General features: G+C 52.7%; 23 protein-coding genes and 2 tRNA genes. 11 read left to right on the top strand and 14 right to left on the bottom strand.

The window, feature by feature from the left end:
- Positions 1-5: 5 nt before the first annotated feature.
- Both pheA and ACSPJT_RS00905 read left to right on the top strand, forming a co-directional pair.
- Positions 6-1076, top strand: coding sequence for a prephenate dehydratase (gene pheA, locus ACSPJT_RS00910; protein ID WP_435894495.1), 1071 nt, complete (start codon positions 6-8; stop codon positions 1074-1076).
- A 96-nt stretch (positions 1077-1172) separates the two neighbouring features.
- Positions 1173-1249 (top strand) — tRNA-Met (locus ACSPJT_RS00905).
- Between the two features lie 372 nt (positions 1250-1621).
- Here ACSPJT_RS00905 and ACSPJT_RS00900 read toward each other — a convergent pair.
- From ACSPJT_RS00900 to ACSPJT_RS00890, 3 genes are read right to left on the bottom strand one after another with little or no spacing between them, the layout of a single operon-like run.
- The gene (locus tag ACSPJT_RS00900; RefSeq protein ID WP_435894494.1) at positions 1622-1924 is read right to left on the bottom strand and encodes a hypothetical protein; all 303 of its coding nucleotides are present in this window, start codon (positions 1922-1924) and stop codon (positions 1622-1624) included.
- A 46-nt stretch (positions 1925-1970) separates the two neighbouring features.
- Positions 1971-3374: a sulfatase gene (locus tag ACSPJT_RS00895; protein ID WP_435894493.1), complete on the bottom strand. Its 1404-nt coding sequence runs from the start codon at positions 3372-3374 to the stop codon at positions 1971-1973.
- Between the two features lie 20 nt (positions 3375-3394).
- Positions 3395-4792, bottom strand: a complete 1398-nt coding sequence (locus ACSPJT_RS00890; RefSeq protein ID WP_435894492.1) for an arylsulfatase — start codon at positions 4790-4792, stop codon at positions 3395-3397.
- 257 nt (positions 4793-5049) lie between these two features.
- Here ACSPJT_RS00890 and ACSPJT_RS00885 point away from each other — a divergent pair, with 257 nt between their 5' ends.
- Positions 5050-6411 (top strand): DEAD/DEAH box helicase, encoded by a 1362-nt coding sequence (locus ACSPJT_RS00885; RefSeq protein ID WP_435894491.1) that lies wholly within the window; start codon positions 5050-5052, stop codon positions 6409-6411.
- A gap of 128 nt (positions 6412-6539) precedes the next feature.
- Here the strand turns inward: ACSPJT_RS00885 and ACSPJT_RS00880 are convergent, their stop codons facing one another.
- From ACSPJT_RS00880 to ACSPJT_RS00860, 5 genes are read right to left on the bottom strand one after another with little or no spacing between them, the layout of a single operon-like run.
- Positions 6540-7466 carry a D-2-hydroxyacid dehydrogenase gene (locus tag ACSPJT_RS00880; RefSeq protein WP_435894490.1) on the bottom strand — a complete coding sequence of 309 codons (927 nt, stop codon included), beginning with the start codon at positions 7464-7466 and terminating at the stop codon, positions 6540-6542.
- Positions 7467-7505: 39 nt separating this feature from the next.
- On the bottom strand, positions 7506-8771 hold the full coding sequence (locus ACSPJT_RS00875; RefSeq protein WP_435894489.1) for a C39 family peptidase: 1266 nt from the start codon (positions 8769-8771) through the stop codon (positions 7506-7508).
- A gap of 41 nt (positions 8772-8812) precedes the next feature.
- On the bottom strand, positions 8813-10063 hold the full coding sequence (locus tag ACSPJT_RS00870) for a dihydrolipoamide acetyltransferase family protein (RefSeq protein ID WP_435894488.1): 1251 nt from the start codon (positions 10061-10063) through the stop codon (positions 8813-8815).
- A 31-nt stretch (positions 10064-10094) separates the two neighbouring features.
- Positions 10095-11066, bottom strand: a complete 972-nt coding sequence (locus tag ACSPJT_RS00865; RefSeq protein ID WP_435894487.1) for an alpha-ketoacid dehydrogenase subunit beta — start codon at positions 11064-11066, stop codon at positions 10095-10097.
- On the bottom strand, positions 11066-12097 hold the full coding sequence (locus ACSPJT_RS00860; protein WP_435894486.1) for a thiamine pyrophosphate-dependent dehydrogenase E1 component subunit alpha: 1032 nt from the start codon (positions 12095-12097) through the stop codon (positions 11066-11068). The genes ACSPJT_RS00865 and ACSPJT_RS00860 overlap by 1 nt, the downstream gene beginning before the upstream one ends.
- A gap of 300 nt (positions 12098-12397) precedes the next feature.
- Between ACSPJT_RS00860 and ACSPJT_RS00855 the strand changes: the two genes are divergently transcribed.
- The 6 genes from ACSPJT_RS00855 to ffh all read left to right on the top strand — a co-directional run bounded on the left by ACSPJT_RS00855 (position 12398) and on the right by ffh (position 18534).
- Complete coding sequence (locus tag ACSPJT_RS00855; RefSeq protein ID WP_435894485.1) at positions 12398-13306, top strand: nucleotidyltransferase family protein; 909 nt, start codon at positions 12398-12400, stop codon at positions 13304-13306.
- 34 nt (positions 13307-13340) lie between these two features.
- Positions 13341-14441: a phosphotransferase enzyme family protein gene (locus tag ACSPJT_RS00850; RefSeq protein ID WP_435894484.1), complete on the top strand. Its 1101-nt coding sequence runs from the start codon at positions 13341-13343 to the stop codon at positions 14439-14441.
- A gap of 15 nt (positions 14442-14456) precedes the next feature.
- Complete coding sequence (locus tag ACSPJT_RS00845; protein ID WP_435894483.1) at positions 14457-15392, top strand: SDR family oxidoreductase; 936 nt, start codon at positions 14457-14459, stop codon at positions 15390-15392.
- Positions 15393-15400: 8 nt separating this feature from the next.
- Positions 15401-15793 carry a hypothetical protein gene (locus tag ACSPJT_RS00840; protein WP_435894482.1) on the top strand — a complete coding sequence of 131 codons (393 nt, stop codon included), beginning with the start codon at positions 15401-15403 and terminating at the stop codon, positions 15791-15793.
- A 65-nt stretch (positions 15794-15858) separates the two neighbouring features.
- Positions 15859-17103, top strand: coding sequence for a polysaccharide deacetylase family protein (locus tag ACSPJT_RS00835; protein ID WP_435894481.1), 1245 nt, complete (start codon positions 15859-15861; stop codon positions 17101-17103).
- 39 nt (positions 17104-17142) lie between these two features.
- A complete protein-coding gene (gene ffh / locus ACSPJT_RS00830) occupies positions 17143-18534 on the top strand; it encodes a signal recognition particle protein (RefSeq protein ID WP_435894480.1) in 1392 nt (463 codons plus the stop codon).
- Positions 18535-18562: 28 nt separating this feature from the next.
- Here ffh and ACSPJT_RS00825 read toward each other — a convergent pair whose 3' ends face one another.
- The 4 genes from ACSPJT_RS00825 to ACSPJT_RS00810 form a co-directional block, all read right to left on the bottom strand.
- Complete coding sequence (locus ACSPJT_RS00825; protein WP_435894479.1) at positions 18563-19579, bottom strand: hypothetical protein; 1017 nt, start codon at positions 19577-19579, stop codon at positions 18563-18565.
- A 19-nt stretch (positions 19580-19598) separates the two neighbouring features.
- Positions 19599-20735, bottom strand: a complete 1137-nt coding sequence (locus ACSPJT_RS00820; protein WP_435894478.1) for a phosphotransferase enzyme family protein — start codon at positions 20733-20735, stop codon at positions 19599-19601.
- A 12-nt stretch (positions 20736-20747) separates the two neighbouring features.
- Positions 20748-21212, bottom strand: a complete 465-nt coding sequence (locus ACSPJT_RS00815) for a low molecular weight protein arginine phosphatase (protein WP_435894477.1) — start codon at positions 21210-21212, stop codon at positions 20748-20750.
- A gap of 113 nt (positions 21213-21325) precedes the next feature.
- A complete protein-coding gene (locus ACSPJT_RS00810) occupies positions 21326-23569 on the bottom strand; it encodes a hypothetical protein (RefSeq protein ID WP_435894476.1) in 2244 nt (747 codons plus the stop codon).
- A gap of 126 nt (positions 23570-23695) precedes the next feature.
- Here ACSPJT_RS00810 and mutM point away from each other — a divergent pair, with 126 nt between their 5' ends.
- Together mutM and ACSPJT_RS00800 are read left to right on the top strand one after the other, a co-directional pair.
- The gene (gene mutM, locus ACSPJT_RS00805; protein WP_435894475.1) at positions 23696-24523 is read left to right on the top strand and encodes a bifunctional DNA-formamidopyrimidine glycosylase/DNA-(apurinic or apyrimidinic site) lyase; all 828 of its coding nucleotides are present in this window, start codon (positions 23696-23698) and stop codon (positions 24521-24523) included.
- Positions 24524-24598: 75 nt separating this feature from the next.
- Positions 24599-24680, top strand: a tRNA-Leu gene (locus tag ACSPJT_RS00800).
- Between the two features lie 3 nt (positions 24681-24683).
- Here the strand turns inward: ACSPJT_RS00800 and ACSPJT_RS00795 are convergent.
- Together ACSPJT_RS00795 and ACSPJT_RS00790 are read right to left on the bottom strand one after the other, a co-directional pair.
- Complete coding sequence (locus ACSPJT_RS00795) at positions 24684-25487, bottom strand: HAD family hydrolase (RefSeq protein ID WP_435894474.1); 804 nt, start codon at positions 25485-25487, stop codon at positions 24684-24686.
- Between the two features lie 48 nt (positions 25488-25535).
- A complete protein-coding gene (locus ACSPJT_RS00790; protein ID WP_435894473.1) occupies positions 25536-26765 on the bottom strand; it encodes an OmpA family protein in 1230 nt (409 codons plus the stop codon).
- Positions 26766-26874 lie beyond the last annotated feature (109 nt).

Genomic DNA, 26874 nt, shown 5'->3' with positions numbered 1-26874 from the left:
AAAAAGTGCCTCTCGACAATATTCGCAAACGGATCGATGAAATCGATCAACAACTGTTAGACCTCCTCAACGCTCGCGCCGACATGGTGCATGAAGTCGGTGAAATCAAAAAACAAGAAGGTCTGCAGATCTATGCACCGGAACGGGAAGACGCCCTATTAAAGCGCTTGGCCGAAATGAATCACGGCCGGCTCCCGGAAAAGTCGATCCGAGCCATCTACCGAGAAATCATGTCGGCAGCATTATCTCTCGAGGATAATCTCACTGTCGCTTATCTTGGACCGGAAGGCACTTGGACTCATCAAGCGGCGATCAAGAAATTCGGTCACTCGATCCAATATGATTCACAGGCCAACTTCTCGGATGTCTTCAACCAAGTAGCCCGGCGCAAGGCGCATTACGGGGTAGTTCCCATTGAAAACTCCACTGAAGGCGCCGTTTCACACACTCTCGATCTCTTTGTCGATTCCCCATTACAGATCTGTGCTCAGGTGCTGCTACGTATCGAAAATGGACTCATGGCCAGCATTCCCCGTGAGGAAATCAAAACCCTTTACTCGCACCCCCAGGTATTTGGCCAATGCCGGAACTGGATTTTGCGCCATTTCCCCGAAGCCGATTTGGTAGAGGTGTCTTCCACCACCAAAGCTGCGCAACTGGCTCATGACAACGCTGCCGATGGCGCGGCAGCTCTCGGGGGCAAACTCGCCGCCGAGCTTAACGGACTGACCATGTTAGAGGAGTCCATTCAGGATCGCGCCACCAATACAACGCGCTTTCTAGTCATCGGAGAAAAGACCTGCCCGGCCACCGGCAACGACCGCACATCGATTCTATTCTCAGTCCACGACCGCCCGGGCTCTCTGGTCAAAGCTCTGCAAGCCTTCGACAAGCTCAACGTCAACATGAGCAAAATCGAGTCGCGCCCTTCGAAACAACGCGACTGGGAATATATCTTCTACGTCGATCTCGCTGGTCACTGCACGGATAAAGATGTTGCCGAAGCATTGATCGAATTGGAAAAGCACTGCTCCTTGGTTAAAATGTTCGGTAGTTATCCTGATACCACTGAATGATTAAAAAAATTCACGAATTAGACGAATTAGATCTTGCAATAGACCGGAACCCGTCCTAGCTTCCGCCCGCAGCCCGAAAGGGTAATCCATTTCAATCGCGGGGTGGAGCAGCCAGGTAGCTCGTCAGGCTCATAACCTGAAGGTCGTAGGTTCAAATCCTACCCCCGTAACCAATTTAAAAGCCGTTCTCGAATGAGGACGGCTTTTTTGTGTGCACTCTGAACGGCCGCGAAATAGAGCGACTGGCCCCACGTGAGGTAGGGATGATTCGCCGCAATCATCCGGATCGAAGAGGTCAAACTACACACACATTCCTCCCTCCAATACCCCAAATCTCTCATAAACCAACCATCCGTGGCCATCTGCGTTAATCCGAGCCGTCCGTGTTTATTTTATTTTCGAACACAGATTTTCACGGATGCGCACAGATGACACAGATCAAATGTTGCAAGTATCAGTTATGCACCGTGCCCATTGATGAATAGTCCCTATGGATTTGGTCCGGATGAATGAATGCCGTAGTTCCGCAGGGCAAGCATTCGACCCTACCGCCACTGCTCAGGAATCTTCAAACCATAGGTCGTTTCCAAAAACTGCAGCGACGTCAGAATCGCTTGATGTTTCTCAGAGTCGTAGGGCTTGCCGGCTCTCTTAAGATCCACCAAATCCTTCAACAACGGCAACTCATACATGCCGAGTTTGAAAAAATTCGTCCACGACGGCTCGCCGAAAAGTCGATAGATCACTTCATTATCATCTCGGTCGCTGGCGAGTCGTTTCTTGCCGACAATGAGTTTCTCTGCGTTCTCCGCTTCTGTTTGATCGTCGTAGGTGATGAGTAGCTCCATGGTAATGGCTTTTAGAAAAAGTACCTTGCTGGCTCAATGCCATTCTTCATTTCTTCTTACCCTTTGCCTTTTTAGCATTGGGCTCATATCTTGGGTTTGGAGTCATGTGTTGGGCATCGACCGATTTCAGCCAAGTGTCCAACTCCGCCGCAAGAGTCTTGGCTTTTTCCGAAAATTGCTCGGTGAGGTTTTGCGATTCTGACGGATCCTTACTGAGCTGATAGAGTTCCAGTTTACCGTCTTCATGAAAACGGATCAGTTTCCAATTGCCCTTGCGGATGGCGCTGTAGGGTTTGGTTTTATGATAGTGAGGATAGTGCCAATAAAGAGTGTCGCGCTCGATTTCGGTGCCTTTTTCAATGTGGGAAATCAGGCTTTCCCCATCACACACTTGGCCCTTGGGTTGAGGCACCCCGGCTGCTTCTAAGATGGTCGGGTAGATATCCATACCGATTACCGGAGTATCGCTGGAGCTTCCCGGTTTGACTTTTCTGGCCCATTTCACGATGAACGGCTCGCGCGTCCCACCCTCATAAGCCCAAGCTTTTCCTTTGCGGAGTCCCCCGCTGCTGGACTCCGCTACGCCGCCATTGTCGCCGGTGAAGATGACGAGGGTGTTCTCTGCCAAGCCGTTTTTCTTAAGGTATTCCATAATTCTGCCGACGCTTTCATCGACACTCTGAATCATACCGGCGTATGCGGCGTTCTTCTGGCTGTAATCTCCGCCTTTGAGTTTATCCTGATACTTCTTTTTCAGCTCCGGCTTAGTCATGATTGGGCCGTGAACGGCATAGTAGGAGAGGTAGAGAAAAAACGGTTTATCCTTCACGCCATCGACCCATTGGATGGACTCGGTGGTCAACCGATCGGTTAGAAAATCGCCTTCTTTTCCACCTTCCAGACCAGGCATGTTCCACGGATGAAAATACTTCCCCTTTCCCTTGGGCTGCCCCCACTCGCGACCACCCACGTTCACATCGAAGCCATGTTTCTCAGGAGTGTGTTCAGGCATCAGTTGCGGCTGTCTGTGAGGCATGAGATGCCACTTGCCAAAGAATCCTGTGGCGTAACCTTTTGACTTCAAGGCTTCCGGCAGAGTTGTTAGGCTGTGTTCCATGTACATTTTCCAATCAGGCACCTTGAGCTTCGCTCTCGGTTTCACATGCCCGGAGATCCAATCGGTCAGATGCAAGCGTGCCGGATACTGGCCGGTCATGATAGCCGCCCTACTGGGACTGCAGACCGTGCATGCGGCATAACCGTGGGTAAATCTGATACCTTCTTTAGCCAGGGTATCGATCGCCGGTGTTTCATGAAATTTGCTGCCGTTACAGCCCACATCTCCCCAGCCAATATCATCGACCAGAAAGACAACGATGTTAGGTGGTCGCTCGGCAGCAGATATCAGCAGGGCGCTACTTAGGAGAGTGATGATGGTTTTGGTCCACATAATGATCATTTCCGTTTGTTCTACTTGGCTGCCTTCTCTTTCTTCTTCTTTTTAGCTTTGCCCATTTTGGCGTGCTCCGGAGTTGTATAGTGCGGCGATGGTGTGTGTTCGGCAGTCATAATGGCATCAATTTCTTTCGCTATGTCAGGATGATCTGCCGCGATATTTTCTGACTCGGAGGGATCCTTGCTGAGATCGTAGATTTCCAACGGATCCTTGGTTCCCCTACGGTAGCCCTTCCACTGCCCCATACGAACACATTGCTGAAAGGCTCCTTCGTAAATTTCGAAATAGAGAAACTTGTGCTGCTGCTTTTGATCCTTTCCTAACAAAGTTGGCAGGATGGAAATGCCATCGGTTTTCGCGGGAGCTTCGGTCTTGGCGATATCGGCAGCAGTTGCCATCAGGTCGACATGTGATGTCAGCAGGTCGCTTTTTGTACCCGCTTTGATCTTGCCTGGCCAGCGGGCAACCATCGGCGCGCGAATTCCACCTTCGTAGAGTGATCGCTTTTTACCACGTAGTCCGCCAGTGCTTTGCAGCGGTTTGATAAACTGTCCATTAGCTCCGTTGTCGGAGGTGTAGATGACCAGTGTGTTTTCCTCGATACCCAACTCTTTGAGTTTGGCTAGTATCTGTCCGACTCCTTGATCTAACAAACTAACCATACCGGCATAGTTTTTGATCGTCTGTCCCCATGGTTTATCCTCGTAATGCTTCAGGGAAGGATCGTCAGTTGGAATCACAAACGAGCCATGTGGCGGGGTCCATGCAGCGTAACAGAAAAATGGTTCGTCTTTGTGATCCTCGATAAACTTGAGGGTTTGCTCGACGACAAGATAGTGTGTGTAATCACCTTTCTTGCCGTTGGCATTTTTCGGTAGCATCACCTTCTTGCTATTTTGTACTAGAAATTCGGGGTAGTAGTTATGGGCGTGCTTTTGATCGTAGTAACCATACCATAGGTCAAAACCTTGATTCTCGGGGACACCAGACGTGCCTTCATTTCCTAACCCCCACTTGCCGAAGCCGCCGGTGGCGTATCCAGCTTTTTTCAACATCGAAGCCACAGTTACAGTGCCTTTAGGCGTTGGTAATAGTCCGTGTTTAGATTGGTTGGCTCTGCGTAAGGCGTGACCGGGGTGGAGACCGGTCATCAGCACACAGCGGGTAGGTCCACAGACAGCATTGCCACTGTAGGCTTGATTGAACTGCATGCCCTCCTTGGCCATGCGGTCCATCACCGGGGTTTTGATGTGTTTTCCCCCGTAGTTGGAAAAATCACCGATTCCCGCATCGTCCACCATGATATAGACGATGTTGGGTTTATCAGCGGCGGATGCTGAGGCCGTGACCATCGTAGCAATGACCACTAGCTGTATGCAAATAGACTTAAGATCGAACATGGCAGGAAACATGCACAGAATAGTCGGCCAAGGGCAGTATTCTTTCATCCTGATCATCATCAATTTTGCCAGTATCCCCGCCAAAGGCCTGATGCCAGATATTGTCCTGTTCATTCGCCCATAATCTGTATAGTGTCCACTCTGGCCAGAGCTATCCTTGCTCAGCTACCGTGGACGCCGAGTGCGAAAACGGCATCGATTTCCGATGAAATTTTCCCCGGCCGTGCCCCCACAAATTTTTCGGTGGTGCTGCTTTTTCTAATACCACTATGACTACTTTTGCCGATACCGGCTTATCTGAAAACCTTCTCCGTGCTGTCTCCGACAAAGGATACGACACCCCCTCTCCCATCCAAGCCCAGGCCATTCCGGCTGTCTTGGCCCGCAGAGACATGATCGCCGCTGCCCAGACCGGCACTGGCAAAACCGCAGGATTCACCCTGCCGATGATGCAGATCCTCGATGAGACTGGCGACGCCAAACCGTCGCGCGGTCGGCCCATCCGTGCGCTTGTGCTCACCCCGACGCGTGAACTTGCGGCGCAGGTGGAGCAGAGCATCATCGACTATGGAAAATACCTCCAACTGCGCAGCATGGTCGTTTACGGCGGTGTGAAAATTGGACCGCAAATTCGTAAGCTCAAAGACGGCATCGATATTCTCGTGGCAACACCGGGTCGACTGTTAGACCTGTGCCAGCAAGGTGCCTGCAAGTTGGACAAGGTCAACATGCTGGTGCTCGACGAAGCCGACCGCATGCTCGACATGGGATTCATCAACGACATCCGCAAGGTCATCAAGATGCTGCCGAAGAAACGCCAGAACCTGCTTTTCTCCGCCACCTTCTCGAAGGAGATCAAGCAGATGACCAATGAGCTTCTCCTCAACCCGGTGACCATCGAGGTCAGTCCTGAGAACACCACCGCTGAGACGGTGGCGCAGCGTGCTTATCGCTGTGACAACACTCACAAATCCGAGATCTGCATCAAGCTGATCCAGGAAGGAAACTGGAAGCAGGTGCTCGTTTTCACTCGTACCAAACACGGCGCCAATCGCCTGAGCCAGAAGCTGGAAAAGTCCGGTATCAACTCCGCCGCCATTCACGGTAACAAAGGCCAAGGTGCTCGCACCAAGGCACTGGAAGGCTTCAAGCAGGGAAAAATCCGAGTGCTGGTGGCGACCGACATCGCCGCCCGTGGACTGGACATCGCCCAGCTTCCGCATGTGATCAATTTTGAGCTGCCTAACATCCCTGAGGACTACGTGCACCGCATTGGCCGGACCGGTCGTGCTGGTAAAGAAGGTGAAGCAATCTCGCTCGTCTGTAATGACGAGCGTCCGTTTTTTACTGCGATCGAAAAGCTCATCAAGCAGCGCATCCCTCTCACCGATGTGGAAGGCTTTACTCCTGAGCTGTGGCCTAAGCGTCCACCGACTGCCAGTGAAGTGATGAAGGCAGCCAATGCCCGCAAGCAACAAATGCGTCAGGCCCAAGGGCCTCGTAAACATGGTGGCCGCAATGGAGGCGGCGGACGTAATCCATCTCGCGGTGGCAAGGCTGGTGAGAAGAAATCAGCGGCGCCATCTGGCCGGGCTTCTTCTAACAGGCGCAGGCAGAATCGTGGGCGTTAGGTTTTTTTCCTAACTTCAAATTCCCGCGAACACACGCGAATCTTGATAGCTCCTTGGGTTGATTATTCCTTCCCCCTACGCCAAGGCTTTGGAGGACACGTGGGTTGCCGACAACTTTCAAAGTCGTCCTACTTGAAATTTCTGATGTTCTCGGCAACGCCTTCGATGAGGCGTTGCCGGGACTCCTTGCTTGCCCAGGCGGTGTGTGGGGTGATGAGGAGGTTGGGGATATCCTTGGCTAACAGCGGATGATCTTTGGACGGAGGCTCTGCTGTTAACACATCGAGTCCTGCTCCACCTAACTGCCCAGTGCGGAGGGCTTCGGCGACCGAGTGTTCATCGATCAGTGGGCCGCGGCCGGTGTTGATCAAGATGGCTCCGGGTTTGCATAACTGGAGAGTTTCCTTGTTGATGATATTTTCTGTCTCGGGTGTCAGTGGGCAATGGAGCGTGATCACGTCTGATTGGGCGAAGAATTGTTCCTTTTCGAGTCGCTCGATTCCCCCGCTGCTCTCTGCATTTTCACGGGCGTAGGCCACGACTTTCATTCCGATGGCTTGGGCAATCTCCGCCACTTTTTGGCCAATATTTCCCAAACCCACAATGCCTAGTGTTTTGCCAGCCAGAGCAAAGATTGGGTAATCGAGGCGCGTGAACATCGGAGACTCAGCCCATTTTTCGGACTCGGGAGCGTAGCGATGCAGACTGGTCGCCAGTGACAGCATCATCGCGAAAACGTGCTGCGCGACGGAATCCGTGGAGTACCCAGAGACATTGAGCACGGGAACTCCGTGGCGTTCGGCGGCATCGAGATCGATGCAGTTGACTCCGGTGGCCGCTACGCAGATCAGCTTCAAATTCGGACACTTCTCTAACACATCTCCACCGATCACAACCTTATTTGTGATCGCGATGGTGGCTTTCTCCAGCCTCTCCGCAGTTTGCTGGGGGGATGTCAGCGGGTGGTATGTTAGCTGACCGAGGGATTCCAGACTGGATAAGTCCAGGTCATCACGATCGGTGGTGGCGGTATCAAGAAAAACGATTTGCTGCATGACGCCAATCTGCGCGGAGCCGGCATCGAGGTCGAGTGGCTATTTCCCCTCGAAGTAAAAAACCATCGTGGCCGTGGCCTCGAGTTCCTCGTAGCGCATGCGTCTGGGAACCGACTGGCCAGCCCAGCTCTCGATAAACAAGACCTCCTTGCGTTTGTCGTTGAAGCCGACGATGACAGATGCGTGCACCGGATGCTCATCGCCCGGCCAAGTGGCGCGATCCGCCGTATCAGGCTCCGGAAGCAAGGCGTTAGGATCTTCCGCAAATTTTTGAGCCAACTTGATGTGCATCTGGTTCCGCTGGAAATCAAACCGCCGCCACACCACCACCGGCAGTCCGGATTTGATCAGGGCGCGAGCTTTGGAAAATTGGAACTTGGTCTCTCGATTCATCGATAACCTGGCCTCACGCGCGGTGGCATTGTAAAGTGTGAGCATGTTAGAACCTGCGGCCGACCCGGTGTTTTGAAATTTCCCAGCCACTGCCATCCAATCTTCATCGAGATGCAGTCCGTAATACTGCGCGACCATCGTCAGCGAGTTCAGACCGCAGTAGGGTCGATACCCCTGTGGCACTGGCTTCACTCCTTCGATGACGTGGTCACCGTTTTGAGAAATTTTTACCTGATCGCTATAGTGTCTGGACAACTCGCTACCCGACATTTTGATCCGTTTTTGATCCAACCAACCTTTGCGATAGAGATCACGGTCGCGGGTCAGAGTCAGGCGGAGCAGCCTGCCATTCTCGGCAAAGAGAACGGCCTGAATTTTGCCAATTTCATAGACTAACAGATCCGCACGGAGTGTCCGTGACGAACCCCATCGACTCTCCTTCGCCTTCCTCCCAGCCCTTTTCTCCAACTCCTCGTTCAACTTTTCAAAGGCAGTCGAATAGAGTTCCTGAAACGCGCGTTGTTTTTCCAATAAGTCCTGGCGCTGCTTCTCGATTGGCACACCCGGCTTTCGCTGCAGGTATGGAAAATAGGAACCGGCATCGGCGAAGATCACGGTCACCGACTCCAGATCATCACCACGATGGGTTGCCCTGAGCAAAATCGCATCCAGCCCGAACACTTTAGGTTTTGCGAGCAAGTGCGACGTTTTTGTTTCCGCAATGCGATTCTCCTCCTTCCAGTTGCCGGGCAGCCTGGATTTCCCCTGCCAAAGATCAGGTTGTAACAAGCGTCCAGCCAGTTCCTGACCGTTCAGCGGGCTGTTCGCCTGATTGACGCCGCCGATGATTTGGTTGGGGATCGCAGCGAGCGGCTGCAGGCCCAGTAGAAACACGATGACGATCAATTTCACCCCACAGGGTTAACATCGGTCGATTGAGGCAGCAAGGTGATTTAAAGCTGCTCGGGCGCCTGCAGAAGCTCGGAAATACGGTTGAGCAACATACCCGCGCCGCCGCCGTCGACCACACGGTGATCGAAGGTCAGATCTATTTCAGCCTCAGTGACAGGGATAAAGGTGCCTGTTTGATCGCTCCACACGGGTTTTTTCACCCCGGCGCTGAGTCCGAGGATCAAGGTTTCATTCGGAAGAGGAATGGGTGTTCCCCAAGTCAGGCCGAAGGTGCCGAAATTGGTCACCGTGGCGATGCCGTGCTGTGTGGCGTCTGCGGGCAGCTTGCGGGCGCGAGCGAGCTCGACCAGATTATCGTAGTCCGCGACCAGCTCGCTGAGAGTCTTGGTATCGGCATTGCGAATGATGGGAACGAGAACACCGTCGTCCACCTGCACCGCCACACCGATATCGAAGGCGCGCGGGTGCACCACGTTTTCACCGATGAGATAACCGGCAGTGGTCGGATTTTCCGCCAAGGCGATGGCCAGGGCACGAAGAAGATAGAGAGCCGGGCCGGGTTTCGGGTTTTGGCTGCGACGATGGTTGAGGATTTTGTCCATTACCAAGGGGCGTGCGACGGTGGCCAAGGGACGCGTCCAACTGCGGCGCATGGCATCGGCGACGGCAAGACGCATGGGCGAGGCCTTGGTGCGTGGCCAGGTGTCGATGTATTCGAGGAAATTCTCCAAGTCCTCAACGGTAACACGTCCACCGGCACCACTGCCAGTAATGGCTGAAATATCGGCGGCACGGAGACCGAGTTCGGTCATGCGGGCGCGCATGCGTGGGGAAATGTAATGAGCACCACCCTTGCCGGTGGGCACGGGCAGACCTTGCACATTGGGCTCCACGAGTTTTGGTTCATGGTAACCGCCATCTTCGGTTTTGAAATGCAAGTTCGCCTCCTCATCGCCGCCTCCTGAGCCGGACGACTGCGTGGATGGATTGGCATTTTCCGCGGAAGCGATGTCGTCGAGCGTAGTTTCACCGGTACGATCCAGCTCATCCTGAGTCACCTCCAGCACACCTAGCACGGTGCCGACTGCGTAGCTGACGCCTTCTTGGGCGACGATATCGATCACCTCGCCAGCGCAAAGTGCGGTTACGCCCATGGTGGCTTTATTGGTCTCCACCTCGATCACTTCCTGATCTGGAACCACGGTCTCGCCAACCGCGATATTGAGCCGGATGATGGTGGCCTCGGCGATGGATTCGCCCAGCTGAGGCATGAGAATGGGGACTTTTGGCATGATGGTAAAAACGTAAAATTATTCGTATTTCTTAGTAGTTAAGCAACTTACGCAAGGATTCAGCTATCGACTCGGGGGTTGGACGGTGCGCGGCCCATAGTTTCGGGTGATATGGAATGGGAGTATCACGGGCGTTGAGTCTGACCGGTGGGGCATCGAGCAAATGGAAGCCATCCGAGCAGACACGGGACACCACTTCGGCAGTGACGCCCCCCCAAGGAAACGCCTCCCCCACGGCAAGAAGTCGGCCAGTGCGGGCGACCGATGCGATGATGGTATCGGTGTCCATGGGTTTGACCGAACGGAGATCGACCACCTCGATTTCCCAGCCGCCTTCGGCCTGGAGCATTTCGGCGGCACGGACAGCCTCGTGGACCATCGCGCTGTAGGTCACCACGGTGGCGTGTTTGCCGGCACGAGTGACTCGGGCTTTTCCAATGGGAAGACCGTCACCTTTGAAATCGTTCGATTTCAACCATCGGTAGAGAAACTTGTGCTCGCAGTAGATCACCGGGTCCTCCATCTCGATGGAATCAATCAGCATCGAGTAGGCATCTGCCACGGTGGCTGGCGTAACTACCACCAGACCTGGGTAATGAGCATAGATGGCCTCCATACTCTGGCTATGGAATGGGCCAGAGCCGGGAGTTCCGCCGGAGGGCAAGCGCACTGTCAGCGGCACGGGAACACCGGTGCGGAAGTAATGGGTGGCGGCCTGATTGACAATCTGGTTGAAAGCGACCGAGGAAAAGTCGGCAAACTGCATCTCGAGAACCGGTCGAGCTCCCTCGATAGCGGCACCGATGGCGACACCGGCCATGGCGTCCTCACTGATGGGGGCGTCCAACACGCGTTCAGGATATTTTTCCTGAAGCCCCTTGGTGGCCTTGAACGCTCCTCCGAATTTTCCGATGTCTTGGCCGTAGAGAAAGACTCGCGGGTCTTGCTCCATGGCATCGCTCAGAGCGGCGTGAATGGCATCAATGTAGGTTACGTCGCTCATCAACTGTGGAAATCTGTATTGGCTGGATTTGAAAAGGCGGCCCAGTCGTCCTGATAGGGATCTGGGGCGTTTTCTTTTTGGGAAATGGCTACGGCTTCCTGAACCAGATCAGCGGATTCGGATGCCCAGGCATCGATTTCTTCGGCGGTGGCGTAGCCATGTTCGATCAGCTGGGCGCTGCCGACATCGATACTGTCGCGACCGAGACCAGACTCTCTGAGCGAGGCATCCACGTAGGAGCCGTCGTCATGTTCGCCGTGACCTGTTAGGCGCAACATGGAGGCTACGACCAATTGCGGCCCTTCCCCCGCTCTGGCACGATTCACCGCTTCTTGCATCACCTTGATACAGGCCAGCATGTCGGTGCCGTCAACGCTGTGTCCGCGCACACCGTAGCCGATGGCTTTATCGACGAGGTCTTTGCAGACGAACTGTCGGTCATTCGGTGTCGAGTAGGCGTATTGATTGTTAGCAATGGTCAGCACCAAGGGTAAATTCTCCACAGCGGCGGTGTTCAATCCTTCATGGAAAGCACCGGTGGATGTGCAGCCGTCACCGACGCAGGTGGCGCCGACAGCACCGTCCAACTCGCCCGTGATCCGCTTCGCCAGTAGCATGCCGCTCACCAGTGAGATGGCTGCACCAAGGTGGGAAATCATGGCTGGCATGCCCTCGGACGGACGACCGCGATGGATGTTTCCATCACGCCCTTTCATCGGCCCCTCTACGGAACCTAGGTAAGTGCGGGTGCAGTCGATGATTTCCTCGCCGAATGCTGTACGCCCTGCCTGATCGCGGATCAGCGGGGCAAAAATATCGCGCCCTTTGGTCAGACACGATGCCAGTGAGGCACTGACTGCCTCCTGACCCTTGCCGAGATAAACACCACCGACGATTTTCCCCGCTTTATAGAGACTGCCCAGTTTGTTTTCGAGAATGCGAGAGGTCTGCATGGCCCGGAAAACCTTCCGCACATGGTCGCGGTCGAGTTGATCCGTCTTCACTTGGGCGCCGTCAGTCGTGGTATCCATGCAGTTGTTGTTGTTCCCGGAATTCGACTGCTAGACGACAGCCTTTTACCGAAAGGTTGAAGGGCGCGAGACAAAGAGTGAAGTCACTGTCGATTGCCGCGCACCCGCAGAGCAATTAAAAGCCAGAGGGGGCATTGCTGGCAATAGCATTCTTTACAAACAGCCATGCCAGAAAAATAACCAACTGTGGATAAAACGGATAAATACGAGAATGAATGACAGCAACGGAAAAGAAACCGTTGCCAAAATTATCCCCCCCAAGCATAACGCGCGTGAAAATTTTCCCTACTCACTATTTATATGCAAACCACACTTCTCGTTCTCGCAGCAGGAATGGGCAGCCGATACGGCGGCCTGAAACAGATGGACCCGATGGGTCCTAACGGCGAAACCGTGCTCGATTATTCTGTTTTCGATGCCATCCGCGCCGGGTTTACTCGCGTCGTTTTCATCATCCGCGAGGACTTTGCTGAGTCGTTTAAAGAGCAGGTCGGAAGTCGTTTTGCCGATAAGATTCAGGTGGATTATGTCTTCCAGAAACTCGACGATCTTCCGGAGGGGTTCAGCATTCCCGAGGGTCGTGTCAAACCCTGGGGCACCACCCACGCCATCCGCGCAGCACGCAATGCCATCGACGGACCTTTCGCTGTGATTAATGCCGACGACTTCTATGGCTCCGATTCCTACAAACGCATGGCCACCTACTTCGATCATGCCTCCAAAGCAACCGACGGAGTCTCCCACTACTGCATGGTAGGCTACCACCTGCTCAAAACTCTCTCCGATCACGGCGACGTAAACCGTGGTATTTGCTCTGCGGAAAACGGTTTCCTCAAAGACGTCGAGGAGGTCACTGAGATCAAACAAGAAACCGGAAGCATCCAGGGCAATTGGCTCGATGGAGAACGCCGCGAAGTCAGCCAGGACGCCATCGCCTCGATGAACTTCTGGGGGTTCACTGCCGATCTCTTCGATCACCTTGAAGTCCACTTCATCGAGTTCCTAAAAGAGCGCGGTGAGGAAATGAAATCCGAGTGCTACATCCCTACCCTCATCGATGAGCTGATCCGCAATGGCAAAGCCGACTGCCGAGTGCTGGAAACAGACAGCTCATGGTTCGGTGTCACCTACCCGGACGACAAACCACACGTCGTCGAGAACATCCGCCGATTGGTCGATGAGGGAGAATACCCCCAGTCACTCGCTTAATTTCACCCCCTATCTAACACTTTTTCTACCCACCATGCACAATCTAGCAGAAGTCGCCGGTCTCTTCGACATGCGCGCAGACTTTGTCAACGGTCACCCATACGGCTCCGGCCACATCAACGACACCTACTGCGCCTACTACGATCAGGCAGGCCAGCGTGTGCGCTATATTCATCAGAGACTCAGTACCGAAGCATTTAAAAAGCCCATCGAGCTGATGGAAAATGTAGGACGTGTCACCGAGCATTCACTGAAGCAGTTACTGGAAGATGGAAATCCTGAAGCTCGTCGCCGGACGCTGACATGCGTCCCATCGGTGAATGGAACCCCGCACGCCATCGATGCCAAGGGCAACTGCTGGCGGACCTATCCTTTCATCGAGCGCGCCCGCACATACGATACCATTGAGTCCGAAGCTCAAGCCACCGAAGCCGCCCGCGCCTTTGGCGAGTTCCAGAAACTCGCCGCCACCATGCCTGGTGAGCCATTGCACGAGACGATCCCCGGTTTCCACAACACCAAACAACGCTTCGAACACCTCGTCACTGCCATTGAAGCCGACACTGAGAACCGTGCTAATGACGTGCAAAAGGAAATCGACTGGTTTATGGCCCGTCAGTCGGAAGGCAGCAAAGTCGTCGACATGTTAGAAGCTGGTGAAATCCCATTGCGAGTCACCCACAACGACACCAAACTTAACAACGTCATGTTAGATGATGTCACTGGCGAAGGGGTCTGTGTAATCGACCTTGATACCACCATGCCTGGTTCCGCAGTTTATGACTTCGGTGACATGGTTCGCACAGCCACCTCCCCAGTCGCCGAAGACGAAGTGGACACCTCCAAAATCACCATGCGCATGCACATGTTCGAGGCACTGGTCAAAGGCTATCTCGCATCAGCCGGCAGCTTCCTAACAGACAAAGAGCGTTCGCTCCTGGCCTTTTCAGGAAAACTCCTCACCATGGAATGCGGCACCCGATTCCTGACGGACTACCTCAAAGGCGACGTCTATTTCAAAATCCACCGCGACGGCCACAACCTCGACCGCACCCGTTCTCAAATCGCCCTCGCAGAATCCATCGAGGCTCAGATGCCCGAAATGGAGGCCCTCGTTGCGAAGTATAGCAAGTAACACTCAAAGTATCATATGAAAATTCTAGTAACAGGAGGAGCCGGATTTATCGGATCCCATATCGTTGAACACTTTCAAGGCAAGGCGGACGAAATCCGCGTGCTTGATAACCTCCGCACCGGATACCTTCATAACCTCGAAGGTCTCGAACACACCTTCATCGAGGGCTCGATCACGGATCGGGAATTGGTCAAAAAAGCGGTCGAAGGTGTGGATTACATTTTCCACATGGCCGCAATGGTTTCCGTGCCGGAGTCGATGTCCAAGCCAGCCGAATGTGTGGAGATCAATGTCAATGGTCTCCTAAACGTGTTAGAAGAAGCATCGGACGCCGGAGTTAAGAAACTCGTCTTCGCATCCTCCGCAGCCAACTACGGCAACAACCCCACCGTGCCGAAGGTGGAAACCATGTATCCGGAACCTAAAAGTCCCTACGCCATCACCAAACTCGACGGCGAATACTACCTCGAAATGTTCCGCACTGAGGGTAAACTGGAAACCACATCCGTTAGATTCTTCAACGTCTTCGGTCCGCGCCAAGATCCCAAAGGAGCCTACGCCGCAGCGGTGCCCATTTTCATCGAAAAAGCAGTCAAAGGCGAGGACATCACCGTCTATGGAGATGGTGAACAAACCCGCGACTTCATCTACGTGAAAGACATCGTAGGTGCCCTGGTTTTTGCCGCCACCACCGACGGTGTTCACGGAACCTACAATGCTGGGTACGGTGGACAGATCACGATCAATGATCTCGCCAACAACATTCTGGAATCAGCCGGAACCGACGCGAAACTCATTCATGGCCCGGAACGCGCTGGGGACGTGAAGCACTCCCGCGCCTCATCCGACAAGCTTCGTGCCGCGGGTTGGAAACCTCAGCACACACTTGAAGAGGGACTCGCCGCCACCTTTGAGTTTTTCCGCAATAAAGTAGCCTCCCAGAACAGCTAGACTGACCAATGGGCGACGAAAATCCATACGCCGCCCCACAGTCGCAACCCGGGAATGAGATGGACTTCCGAGTCATCGGAAGTCCCAGAGCCGTTGTCTTAGCGTGGGAGAAATTGCGCCTTAAGTACAATGTCATTCTGCTCATCCCAGGACTCATCGTGCTGGCGATCTATATCTCTCAGCAGGAGCTCGCAGTCATTGGCAGCATCTTTGGCGGTGGCTTGATGGCGGCTGGAGCGAATCTAGGGTACTTTCTCGGGCCGATTTCCGAGCTTTATCTTTGCGCTTTCTCGAACAAAGCCGAACTACCCGTCTATCGGAAATACGCGTTTTGGGCGGGGGTGGTCGGCTCTTTGGGTCTCTTTGTTCTAATTGCCATACCAGGGCTGCTATTTTCCTGACTCTCAGGACTTTTCTTTTCCAGATGCCCGTCTATATTGGGCGGTCCCGTCCTGCGGGCCAATTTATGAAATTTCTCAGCATCCTCATTTCAGCCCTCGTAACCAGTCTGCCACTGCTCGCTAATCCGAGCATTGGTGGTGCCGAAGGTGGGGTTGTGAGGTTACAAGAGTCGGAAACAACGCCCCCTCCGGCTCCAGCGGAAGGTGACCAGCCAGATACTCAACCGAAACTGCCCGGTCAACCTGCCATCCCAGGTGGTGACGATGGTGTCCGCGTCACTGTTCTCGGATATCACGACTTCTCAAAAAATAAAAAAGCCACCGAGATGCTGTTGCCTACGGGCAAATTTCGGAAGCAGATGCAGGCAATCCGTGAACTCGGCCTGAATGTCATCACGATGGATGACTTTCTCGCATGGAAACGAGGTGAGAAGAAAATTGCTGACAAATCCGTGGTCATCACCATCGATGATGGTTGGAAATCGGTCTACACCGATGCTTACCCAGTGCTCAAAGAATTTGGCTACCCGTTCACCGTGTTCCTCTATTCGAACTATGTCGATGGCGGCGGCAGCGCCCTGACCACAGAAATGATCAAGGAGATGCAAAAGCATGGATGCACCATCGGTAGCCACTCCGTTTCCCACCCCTACCCTGCAACCGTCAAAGCCGAGCGAGCCAAGGGAGCTGATGAATTTACCAAATATTTAAAGAAGGAATTCGCTGAGTCTCGTAAAATCTTACAGCAGAAGTTCGGAGGGAAAGTCAGCACCTACGCATACCCAGGTGGATTCGTGACAGGTGAAATGCTACCTATCGCCACCGAGAGTGGTTACGAATGTCTCTTCACCGTGCTACCTGGCAAAGTAACTAAAACGACCTCAAATTTCACCCTGCCTCGATACGTCATTCTCGGCACTCATGATTTCATTTTCAGAAATGCCACCAGCTTCAAAGCCACCGGTAACAGCGCAGCCACTGACGGCGCGATCGTTCAATCAACGCCCCACCCTGTTAAACCAGAGCCAGGCGCATTGATCCCTGAGCGGATGCCGGTGATCTCCGCTGATCTTTCCAAGGTGGAAAATCTCGATATCCCATCACTGGTGATGAGAGTAGCAGGTTTCGGCAAAGTCCCAGCCGTTTACGATAACCAGACTAAAACCGTATCGTGGAAGGTCAACCGCAGGCTACGCTCTCGCACTTGCGAAGTCAGCCTCCAATGGCGCACCAAGGGCGCCACGCAGTATGCTGATCCAATGACTTGGATCTTTCGTATCGATCGTGAAGCCGCGTATCAGCCAAAATAAATTTTTAGATTCAAAATCCTAACAACCAATTCTCTAACCATGTTCTCATCCCTATCTGACAGCCTCGACAAAACCTTCCGGAACCTGCGCGGTGTCGGCAAGATCTCTGAAAAAAATATCACCGATGCGCTGCGTGAAATTCGCATGTCCCTCTTAGAAGCGGACGTCGAGTTCGGCGTCGCCAAGGAATTCATCGCCAAGGTGAAGGAAAAAGCCATGGGCATCGAGGTCATCAAGTCAATCAAACCCGGTGAGCAGATCGTCAAAATCTTCAACGACGAACTCACTGAACTATTGGGTGGCGATGCTGTCGGCCTCGACCTCAATCCCCCAGCTCACATCCTTCTTTGCGGTCTGAATGGTGCTGGTAAAACCACTACCGCTGGTAAACTCGCACTGCGATTACAGAAAGAGGGTCGTCGCCCATTGCTGATAGCATGTGACCTTTATCGACCTGCCGCGATTGAGCAGCTACAGACACTCGCCGAGCAAGTAGGCGTTCCTTGTTTTGCTCCTGAGCCAGGCGAGAAAAATCTCGTCAAGGTGGCCAAACAAGCCCTCGCATGGGCCAAGGATCAGAACGGCACGGTGCTCATCTTCGATACTGCGGGTCGTCAGGAGATCGACGAGAAACTTGTGGAAGAGCTCAAGGAACTTCACAAATTCGTTAACCCTAACGAGACTCTGTTAGTTGCCGACTCTGCCACAGGTCAGCAAGCCGTCTCCGTTGCCCAGCACTTTGATGAAGCCGTGGGTATCACTGGTATCATCCTGACCAAACTTGATGGTGACGCCCGTGGTGGTGCCGCTCTCTCGATGCGACAAGTCACAGGCAAACCGATCAAATTCATCGGTGAGGGCGAAAAGCTCGACCAGTTCGGTGTTTTCCACCCCGACCGTTTGGCCAGCCGTATTCTCGGTATGGGCGACATCGTCAGTATGGTCGAAGGCGCTGCTGATAAGATCGATGAAAAGCAAGCAATGCACGCTGCCAAGCGCATGCAGTCCGGCAAGTTCGACTTCAACGACTTTCTCGAGCAGATGAATATGCTGCGCAAGCTCGGGCCTCTCGACGGTCTGTTAGGTATGCTTCCCGGCTTTAACAAAATCAAAAAGCAGCTTCCCTCCGAGGCATTTGACGAAGGACGCATGAAACGCATGGAGGCCATTGTTCTTTCCATGACTGAGAAAGAACGCGGCCGTCCGGAGCTAATCAAAGGCACTCGTCGCAAACGCATCGCAGCCGGCTCAGGCAACACCATGATCGAAGTAAACCGTTTCCTCAAACAATTCGCTCAGATGCGGAAGATGATGAAGTCCAAGGGTAAGATGAAGGACATGATGAAACAGCTCGGCGGCATGGAGGGAATGGACGGCATGGGAGACATGCTCGGAGGCGGCGGTGGCAAAATGCCCAAGCTTCCGTTTTAGGTGAATCACATCATACCGAACGCTGCCTTTAGTCGAGGAGAGACCTAGCTTTTAGGTTATTCAAACGGTGGGTGATTTCACCTAAATTTTCAGCTACTGTCTCACAATACCCTCTACCATCGGTTGTATCGATTCCGTGTCTTGGATCAAAATCACGCAACGCTTGAAGGATAGGATCCTGATGGTGGAAAATTTCGGTGAATAGGTATTTCACCTTCCCTGTTGTCACAGCTGCTTTCAGTAGTGGCGCTATCCAGCCATCATCTGTGCTGATACATCCGCGAGTGGTGGGTGTAGACGCATGGAAGACGACAAGTTCGTCATCATCCGCAAGCTGCTGAATAAAATTCACATTCTCTTCCACTGAGAAATCCCCATCGCCGCAATGAGCGGCATCAACAAGCACCTTGAAAAAAGGCGACCCGACTTTAGAATTGAGACCTGAGATTAAAGGCTTGATTGTGGGAATGCTGGTAAACGTGTTCATTTCACCAGGACGCAAGAACTCCAGACTCCAGCTTTCTATCGTAGAGTTAGCAATGTCTCCTTCAGTGTAAACTCGGTGATGCAGCCGGACGTTCTGAGCGACTCTGGCTTGGTATTCGTCATCATCTTTGGGTGCAGGAATTGCCATCCACGCTTCTGCCGAGGTAGAGCAGACATGTTTTACCTGATGACGCTTGGCGATCTCGATACCCGCAAGCAACTGGGCCGTTGCTTCATCCTCATCTTTTGGATCCATCGTATCGACACCACCCACCATGATAACGAGCTGAGGCTCCAAACCGAGATCCGCAATACCACTGAATAACTCATCAGAATCCGCGGCCTTGATCCCAGGAAATGACATGACTTGGATGGCATCTAATTTCACTGGCGACAGCTCACAAGTCCTTGCGATCCCTTCAAGTAAAAGTAGCTGCCCTTGCTCGTTTCTACCTAGGTTCCCGTCCTCATCTGGGATGTGAGTACCATCTAGCTTGATGTGGGCAGGAACGAACCCGAGCTTTACGGATGTATGATTGATAAGGCTGTGATTTTTCATAAAGCTCAGGTAATTCTTCTTAAGGAAGCGTCTGGTGATAGGAACGGGCTTTGGCCAGGCGTTTGATGAAACTTTCCATCTCTGGCTCATGTTCTTCAAGTTTCTCAACCAGTTTGAGCTGCGTTCTAGCACGATCGAGATTGTGGTTTTCCCGGTGGGTTTTGAAATAGACGTCACCTTCGAGATGGTCTGTTAGGAAACGGATGCCGATTTCCAAAGAAATCAGCTTACCTGCGAATGCGAGGTTTTCGATTTCTGCGTCGCAGAGACAATCGCAGGCATCCATGTATCCCTCAGCCAGAGCTTCGAACATAGGCATACGCATGTCGACTTTGGACAAGTCCACCTCATCCTCGGCAGCAGGACTAACAGCAGTCCGGACCATATCGCCAAAGTCGTAGAGAGAAAGACCGGGCATCACGGTATCGAGGTCGATCACGCACACGGCCTCATCACTCTCCACGTCCATCATCACATTATTAATTTTGGTATCATTGTGAGTGATCCGCTCGGGGAGAACACCGGCTTCTTTGAGATCGATCAGTTTGGAAACAATCCCCTGACGCTCTTTGATGAATTCGATTTCTTTCTGAGCACTGGCCACGCGACCTTTGGGGTCCTCTTTGATAACTTCCATCAAGCGTGCGTAGCGCTTGGGGGTATTGTGGAAATCAGGAATCGTTTCCTTAATGTCTTCCACGGGAATATCGCAGACCAGATCTTGGAATGCTCCAAACGCATGTGCGGCCTGATAGGCTTGGCGGGTGTTCTCTACAATGTCATAGGTTTTGCAGCCTTCAATGAAGTTATAACAGCGCCAGATGCCGCCACCGTCACCAGTTGCATAGAATCTACCACCACGTGCAGGATAAAGGTTGAGTGTCTGGCCACCTTGGTCTCGTTTCACACGCATGACCTTCCAGTTGATGTGACGAGTCACCATCTCGACGTTTCGCATTACCACGAGTGGTTCCTTGAAAACGTTCTCATTAATTCGCTGGAAAATATATCGCCCTACTCGGCCGTCTGACTTTTTGAAGCTCGCTACATACGTGGAGTTGATATGGCCGCTATCGACCTCTTCCCCAGAGATAAATTCGCCAGCGATCGCAAACTCGTTGGCAATTTCCTCGATATGGTTTTCGTTCTCAATCATGTCTGTTGTTTGTTAGGGTGATTCTTCCAGAGCCGAGATAATTCCGGGTATAGCCATCTCAATGACTTCGGCGACTTCCTCGTAAGCGGCACGACTCATACCAAAAGGATCTGGCACATCCGCACCAGTCAGCCCCTCTTCCGGATCAATAAAATCGGAAAGCAGGCTTACTCGATCAGCAAAATTCGGCAGACTTTGTATCACGACGTCTGCGTGCGATGAACTCATGGCGATCACGAGATCCACTTTCTTTAGCATTGGGCCATCTAACTGACGGCTTTGAAATTTTTTAAGGTTGGCACCTTTTTTCTTCAGGATTGCGACCGTTTCCCGGCTCGCTGCCTGACCAGGCATCGCTGCGACACCTGCCGAAGCGACGTTGATATCTGATTTCTTCCCAAGCGCTGCTTTCAACAACCCTTCAGCCATAGGACTACGGCAAGTGTTTCCGGTGCAGACGAATAGGACTGTTTTCATGATAATCTGGGTGCCGATTCTTGGAATCGGGCTACTTGGGCAAAAGGTGCAAAAAAGAAAAAACGGCAGAGCTTGCACAAGAATGGCAAGCCCTGCCGTGAAATGGTTAGAAGTTACTTCGCTTTCAAGTGAAGTGAGATACGGGAGCGGCCACCCTCAGTACGGGTGTGCACGGTTAGAGCATCCAATGACTCGAACGCCTTAATGGCTTTTTCGATTTTTGGTTTGTTCTCATCGAAATCCTTACGAGCATTTTCGTTAGGGAAGATCTCCTCGGAATTGTCCTCGATCACTTTCATCCACTGCACTGCGTATTGGTTCAACACTTTGAAGTCGACGTTTAGCCAAGCTCCGTTACGGCTGGTTCCGCCACCTGCTTTGAAACGCTCCGCAAGGCCTTCAGAGAAAGTCTTGGATGTGGAGGCAAAGAACAAGTCATCGCTAACAGAGACGGATGGCACGAAGTCATCGTTCTGGAATGGGATGGGAATGAACCAGGTCTTGAGGTCATTTTTCTCACTGCTCATTGGGACCTGCATTGGGATTTCCTCGCCGGCCATTTCGCTGATGCTTTTCAGGATATTTTCGGCTGATGTATTGATGCGAGTCCAAGAAGATTGGAGCTTAGAGCGATCTGATACAGTGCTGACATAGGCGACCCGTGGGACCTTACCCTCTTTCAGCACCACTTGTGGAACGTTAGGCACTTTGGGGAATGATCCGTTGATGTCGATAACCAGAGCGGACTCAGAACCAAGACCGGCAGCAAGATCGCCACGGAGGGCTTTCCAGAGCTCAAGGGCATCGCTGCGGAATGATTTGTCGAACATGTCCACGCCTTGCTTGAAGTCGCGGAAGTCAGCGGAATCGATATCGAGTGCGGCCACACGCTTGGTCATCAGGTAGCTGGTTTCGCCAAGGGTATCGACGTATTCCATCACTTTCTGATTGTAAGCCTCGTTGCTGCTCCAATCGGCGAAGAGCAGAGTGCCCTCACCGGCTTCCATGGAAGACAGGGTGTGGGTTTTTCCGAGATCCAGAGCTGGCATGTTAGGTCCACCGAAGGACTCGACTTTCAGACCGTCCTCAATGAAACCGACATATCCGGCGTCAGTGGCTGTGAACAAGGATGCGAGTTTCTCACCTTGTTTGGCCAAGCTTTCGAGCAGGGCTTCAACATCGCGGGTATCACCGAGTGATGATGCATCGCTAAGGCCTTTGCCTGCACCATTGGCGAAAGAGCTGACCAGACGGTATGCGAAGCTTTCGACGCTGTTGACTTGGTTCAACATTGTGGAGTCGTTGTAGCCGGCGAAGAGAATGTCTTTATCGAGGAAGGAGTCGATGTATGCCATCTTGTCGTTGGCACAGACGGAGTCCTCTACTTTGTCAACGAGCACGAAATCGTCTTCAGATTTTCCGAAGAAGAGCACGACGTAATCACCAACCACACCGGAAACGGCGACAAGAGTTTTCTCTCCGAGAGCTTTCTTGAAGGCATCGATATCGCCGCTTTCAATGAACTCGCCCATTTCCTTGAAGCCGTCTTCGGCCTCGATCATCTCTACGAGCTTAGCTCCGGAGATTTTGTAGCCGGAAAACTCGGCATCACCACGTTTGATCGTGATGGCCTCAGATGCGTCCTCGGCCATGCCGAGCACGGAAATCACTTCCTCCATTTGACCGGCAACGAGATCTCGCGCATCTGCGTCAGAAACTTTTGATCCTTGGTAGAAGGATGGCATGTTCGCCTCAGCAAACATCGCGATGAACTCTTTTGGCGCGCCTTTGAGCGGTCCATCGAGAAATACTTTAGGTGACTCGGGGGAGAAATTCTCACCTTCGCGCACAAAACCATCGGCTGCGAACACGGCAGTGCGACCACCGAAGTAGGCTAAGCGCTCCAGAAATTTGATACCCAAGCGGAAAGCCTCTGGGCTCCCTTTGCCGTAGGCGGCGAAGTATTCTTCACTGTAGGCGGCGATCTGAGCATTCATTTGATCATCCTGAGCCAGATCCTCCAGAGAGACTCCTTCGTCAGCCATGCGCTCGAGAATAAACTCGCCGATAGGTGATTTAATCAATTTTTCAAATGCCTTACGACCATTGTAGACGCCCTCGTAGTGGACTAAATCCTTGGGCAGGTTTTTGGCAAACCCCATCTTGGCCGCACGGTCTTCTGCGCTGGCAGAGGGCTTGATGGGATCCGGATCTGGAGTGGGAACAATGGAATCACCCTTAGCTGCTGGGGTACCCGAGTCGCCGCTAGATGAGGAGGAGGTCGTTGTCTTATCCTTACATGCGGTAAATGCGACAGCACCTGCCAGTAGAGGGATTAAAATATATTTACGCTTCATACGCGCTGATTTACGGGCATTGCGGCACTTTTTTCAATTACAAAGCTGATCATTTTTTATATCTGAACTAGAGTCCTGCAGCCTCCCCGCCAAGCTGACCTACCAAACGAACGAAATACTACATCAATGCCTGAATTACCCGAGGTAGAAACCACCAGAAAAGGAGTCGAGCCCCATTTGTTAGGACGGTCGGTAGTCGAACTGGTCTTGCGGGAGCGCCGAATGCGATGGCCGGTTGACGACGCCGTTCTAGCTCTGGAGGGACAGGAAATCACCGCTGTTCGGCGCAGGGCCAAGTATCTGCTCATCGAATCGACTACTGGCACCCTGATTCTGCATCTTGGCATGTCCGGCAGTCTTCGCATCTGCCCGCACGACACGGAACTGAGGAAACATGACCATTTCATCGTGCGACTCGGCCCCAACACGCAGATGGAAATGCGACTGCATGATCCACGCCGGTTCGGTGCCGTGCTGTGGCATCCAGCTGATGCAGGCGATATCAACAATCACCCCCTGTTGGTCAAAATGGGCCCAGAGCCGCTGAGCGATTCATTTGATTCGACAGTTTTGGCTCAAGCATGCCGCGGAAGAAACACCAGCATCAAACAACGCATCATGGATAATCATGTAGTGGTCGGTGTAGGCAATATTTACGCTTGCGAGGCTTTGTACCGAACCGGCATCCGTCCCACAAAAAAAGCAGGGAAAGTTTCCAAGGTCCGTCTCGCCACTCTCACTCGTAATATCAAGGATGTGTTGGCAGAGGCGATCAAACAAGGTGGCACGACCTTGAGAGACTTCGTCAACGAGGACGGAAAACCTGGCTATTTCAAGCAGCAACTAAACGTCTACGGGCGTGAGGGCGAGGGATGCCATCGTTGCCAGAGTGTGATCAAAAGAGTCGTGATTTCAAACCGGTCGACATTCTACTGCCCCAAGTGCCAAAAATAGGCCAAGTCGTTTTTTTCTCTCTGCCTCTTGACATTTGTCGTTAATCACGCAGATTCACGCCCGTCTCAATCACAGGCCGGTGTGGCGGAATTGGTAGACGCGCGTGATTCAAAATCACGTTTCCTCGGAAGTGCGGGTTCGATTCCCGCCGCCGGTATTTTTACTGTGATCTTGAGAAAATGGCATGGAGTGCCTCGATGGTGCCCTGCCCTGCGGCTCCTCGAGCGATATATCCGCCAACCTCCGAAATACGCTGTTTTACTTCGACACAAGCATTCTCTGGACAGGCCAGATTGGCAGCGACCGATAAATCTAACATATCAAGATCATTGTGGCTGTCTCCGATGGCGAATGTGTTCTGCGGAGATATTCCTGTTAGTTTCCCAACTTCGGCCAAGGCACTCCCTTTGTGGTATTGCGTGTGACTGAAGCGCATATAAATCCCATTGCGCTGATAACCTAACAGGGGCGCATCTGGTAAATGCTGATTCAACCATTGGGTGATGAAATCCATTTCTTCCGAAGTCGAGGAAACGATTCCAGCAGGCTCCCCTTCCTGTTCTCCCCAAACAGCAGCAGTTTCTTGCTCTACCCATTTTCGCATCCGCTTCATGAGTCGGCGATGTTTGCGGAAGAGTTTTTTGTGATCTTTGTCACAGCGTTTGTTCCAGTCAGTGACTGGCAACCAGCGACCAAAGTCGTTAGGTGTATATATTTCACGCTCTCTCGCGATGACAAAGTCCGGTAGAAAAGGAAAACGGGCTTCTGATATCCCCTGCATCGTCTGCATCAGAGAGCGCCCTGTGTTGATTCCCCAGATGGTGCGGTGGGATTCACGCATGCCTGACATGAGATTGAAAAACTCATCGGGCACAGGCGGTTGGCCATCGGGTATGGCCAGTGTTCCATCAAAGTCAAATGCGAGCAGCCACGCGGCTGTTTCCTGTCGGGGCAGTGTCTTCAAAACGCAGTCAACAAATAGGCTGAGCAAGTATCCATCATCGGACCAGCGCTATTCCGGAACAGGAATGGCACGGCGAGGTGCTGCCGGTTCGGGTTCATCTTCTGGAACGACTTGAGCTCGGTTCGTTTCAGGCTCAGGCTCTGGCTCAACAATAGCTTTTGGTGGAGGTGGTATGGTTGGCATGACACGAATTGCCTTGGGAGCATCGGCAGTTGGCTTCGCGACTACGGCTCCAGGAGTCACTTCGTCGGACGGACGTCCCTTGCGCATTTTAATCTCCACACGACGATTGGGTGCTTGCTCTTCAGCTGTGCCTTCTTTGATTAATGGCTCACTTTTACCGAATCCTCGAACGGCGATGCGTTCGTTGCTGAGATCCATGGAATCGACCAGCCAACGTTTCACAGCCATGGCTCTGGCTTTGGAGAGTTTTAGGTTGGGTTCTTCCCCGCCGATCAAGTCGGTGTGTCCGTCGAGCCAGCACACGAGGTTCGGATGTTTATGAATCAGCATGGCGACTTTCATCAGGCTGACTCTGGCGCTCTGCTTCAGCTCGGCGCTATTAAATTCGAAAAGCAGGTCGCTACCAATCAGTGCCTTTGTAGTCAGAAGAGTGTTGCCATCCATGTTGGCCATTTTATCGAGAGACGTAAAATCTTTGAGTAAACCATCCTCAGACTCACCACCTGCGCCCTTGCGTAAGGTTTCGGTGTAGGCATCAGGATCGTATTTCTCGGCCATCCGCGAACCTGGATCAACAGCCACTTGGCTATCTTCTGCCCGTGGGAAAAAGTCCTCGGTCTTGCCCATTTCCGGAAGTTCCGGATCGAAAACAGTCGATTTCATCGGCTCCTTGCTCTCGCCTTCCAACTCACCAATGGCGGCGGCGCTGATTTTGGGGACTTGGATTGTTTCAACATCAGGTTTGATATCGATGTCCATTTCAGGAAGCTGCTCCAGCATCTCAAGTTCGTCCGCTGGGGGCACCACAGCAACGGGTTCCTCAATTTCAGGTTTTTCCGGTGGAGTGATCTCCGGGCGGGAATCGGTGGTATCTACTGGAGAAACCCTCACTACTTGCGTCTGGATCTCCTTTTTCTCGACAAATTCTGGCAGGATCACATCGATTTTACTCAGCCCGAGCAGCACCACGCCATGAAGAACCACCGCGAAGAGAATCGCGATGAGCACCCATTTGCCTTGGCCCTCGTTTTCTGGCAGCCTGAAAGAGGATGTGCCCCCTCGGCCGCCGTTCCAGCTGTATTCGTCCTGCATCATCGCTATTTTAGCGTATCATACGGAAATGGCAACCTAGGGTTTTCAGGCATTGAGGACTATCTTTGTATGCCTAAAGGCTTCGGAAACGTCGTATTTCCAATGACTGTAG

Origin of the sequence: Oceaniferula spumae (assembly GCF_042849255.1) — a bacterium.
Taxonomy (GTDB): Bacteria; Verrucomicrobiota; Verrucomicrobiia; order Verrucomicrobiales; family Akkermansiaceae; genus Oceaniferula; species Oceaniferula spumae.
This window is presented reverse-complemented; position numbering and strand designations above follow the sequence as displayed.

What these genes read in the sequence shown, in the direction of transcription:
- ACSPJT_RS00900 (WP_435894494.1), bottom strand. Translation starts at nt 1,924, where the DNA reads ATGGAGCTACTCATCACCTACGACGATCAAACAGAAGCGGAGAACGCA.
- ACSPJT_RS00895 (WP_435894493.1), bottom strand. Translation starts at nt 3,374, where the DNA reads ATGTGGACCAAAACCATCATCACTCTCCTAAGTAGCGCCCTGCTGATA.
- ACSPJT_RS00890 (WP_435894492.1), bottom strand. Translation starts at nt 4,792, where the DNA reads ATGTTTCCTGCCATGTTCGATCTTAAGTCTATTTGCATACAGCTAGTG.
- ACSPJT_RS00885 (WP_435894491.1), top strand. Translation starts at nt 5,050, where the DNA reads ATGACTACTTTTGCCGATACCGGCTTATCTGAAAACCTTCTCCGTGCT.
- ACSPJT_RS00880 (WP_435894490.1), bottom strand. Translation starts at nt 7,466, where the DNA reads ATGCAGCAAATCGTTTTTCTTGATACCGCCACCACCGATCGTGATGAC.
- ACSPJT_RS00870 (WP_435894488.1), bottom strand. Translation starts at nt 10,063, where the DNA reads ATGCCAAAAGTCCCCATTCTCATGCCTCAGCTGGGCGAATCCATCGCC.
- ACSPJT_RS00865 (WP_435894487.1), bottom strand. Translation starts at nt 11,066, where the DNA reads ATGAGCGACGTAACCTACATTGATGCCATTCACGCCGCTCTGAGCGAT.
- ACSPJT_RS00860 (WP_435894486.1), bottom strand. Translation starts at nt 12,097, where the DNA reads ATGGATACCACGACTGACGGCGCCCAAGTGAAGACGGATCAACTCGAC.
- ACSPJT_RS00855 (WP_435894485.1), top strand. Translation starts at nt 12,398, where the DNA reads ATGCAAACCACACTTCTCGTTCTCGCAGCAGGAATGGGCAGCCGATAC.
- ACSPJT_RS00850 (WP_435894484.1), top strand. Translation starts at nt 13,341, where the DNA reads ATGCACAATCTAGCAGAAGTCGCCGGTCTCTTCGACATGCGCGCAGAC.
- ACSPJT_RS00845 (WP_435894483.1), top strand. Translation starts at nt 14,457, where the DNA reads ATGAAAATTCTAGTAACAGGAGGAGCCGGATTTATCGGATCCCATATC.
- ACSPJT_RS00840 (WP_435894482.1), top strand. Translation starts at nt 15,401, where the DNA reads ATGGGCGACGAAAATCCATACGCCGCCCCACAGTCGCAACCCGGGAAT.
- ACSPJT_RS00835 (WP_435894481.1), top strand. Translation starts at nt 15,859, where the DNA reads ATGAAATTTCTCAGCATCCTCATTTCAGCCCTCGTAACCAGTCTGCCA.
- ffh (WP_435894480.1), top strand. Translation starts at nt 17,143, where the DNA reads ATGTTCTCATCCCTATCTGACAGCCTCGACAAAACCTTCCGGAACCTG.
- ACSPJT_RS00825 (WP_435894479.1), bottom strand. Translation starts at nt 19,579, where the DNA reads ATGAAAAATCACAGCCTTATCAATCATACATCCGTAAAGCTCGGGTTC.
- ACSPJT_RS00820 (WP_435894478.1), bottom strand. Translation starts at nt 20,735, where the DNA reads ATGATTGAGAACGAAAACCATATCGAGGAAATTGCCAACGAGTTTGCG.
- ACSPJT_RS00815 (WP_435894477.1), bottom strand. Translation starts at nt 21,212, where the DNA reads ATGAAAACAGTCCTATTCGTCTGCACCGGAAACACTTGCCGTAGTCCT.
- ACSPJT_RS00810 (WP_435894476.1), bottom strand. Translation starts at nt 23,569, where the DNA reads ATGAAGCGTAAATATATTTTAATCCCTCTACTGGCAGGTGCTGTCGCA.
- mutM (WP_435894475.1), top strand. Translation starts at nt 23,696, where the DNA reads ATGCCTGAATTACCCGAGGTAGAAACCACCAGAAAAGGAGTCGAGCCC.
- ACSPJT_RS00790 (WP_435894473.1), bottom strand. Translation starts at nt 26,765, where the DNA reads ATGATGCAGGACGAATACAGCTGGAACGGCGGCCGAGGGGGCACATCC.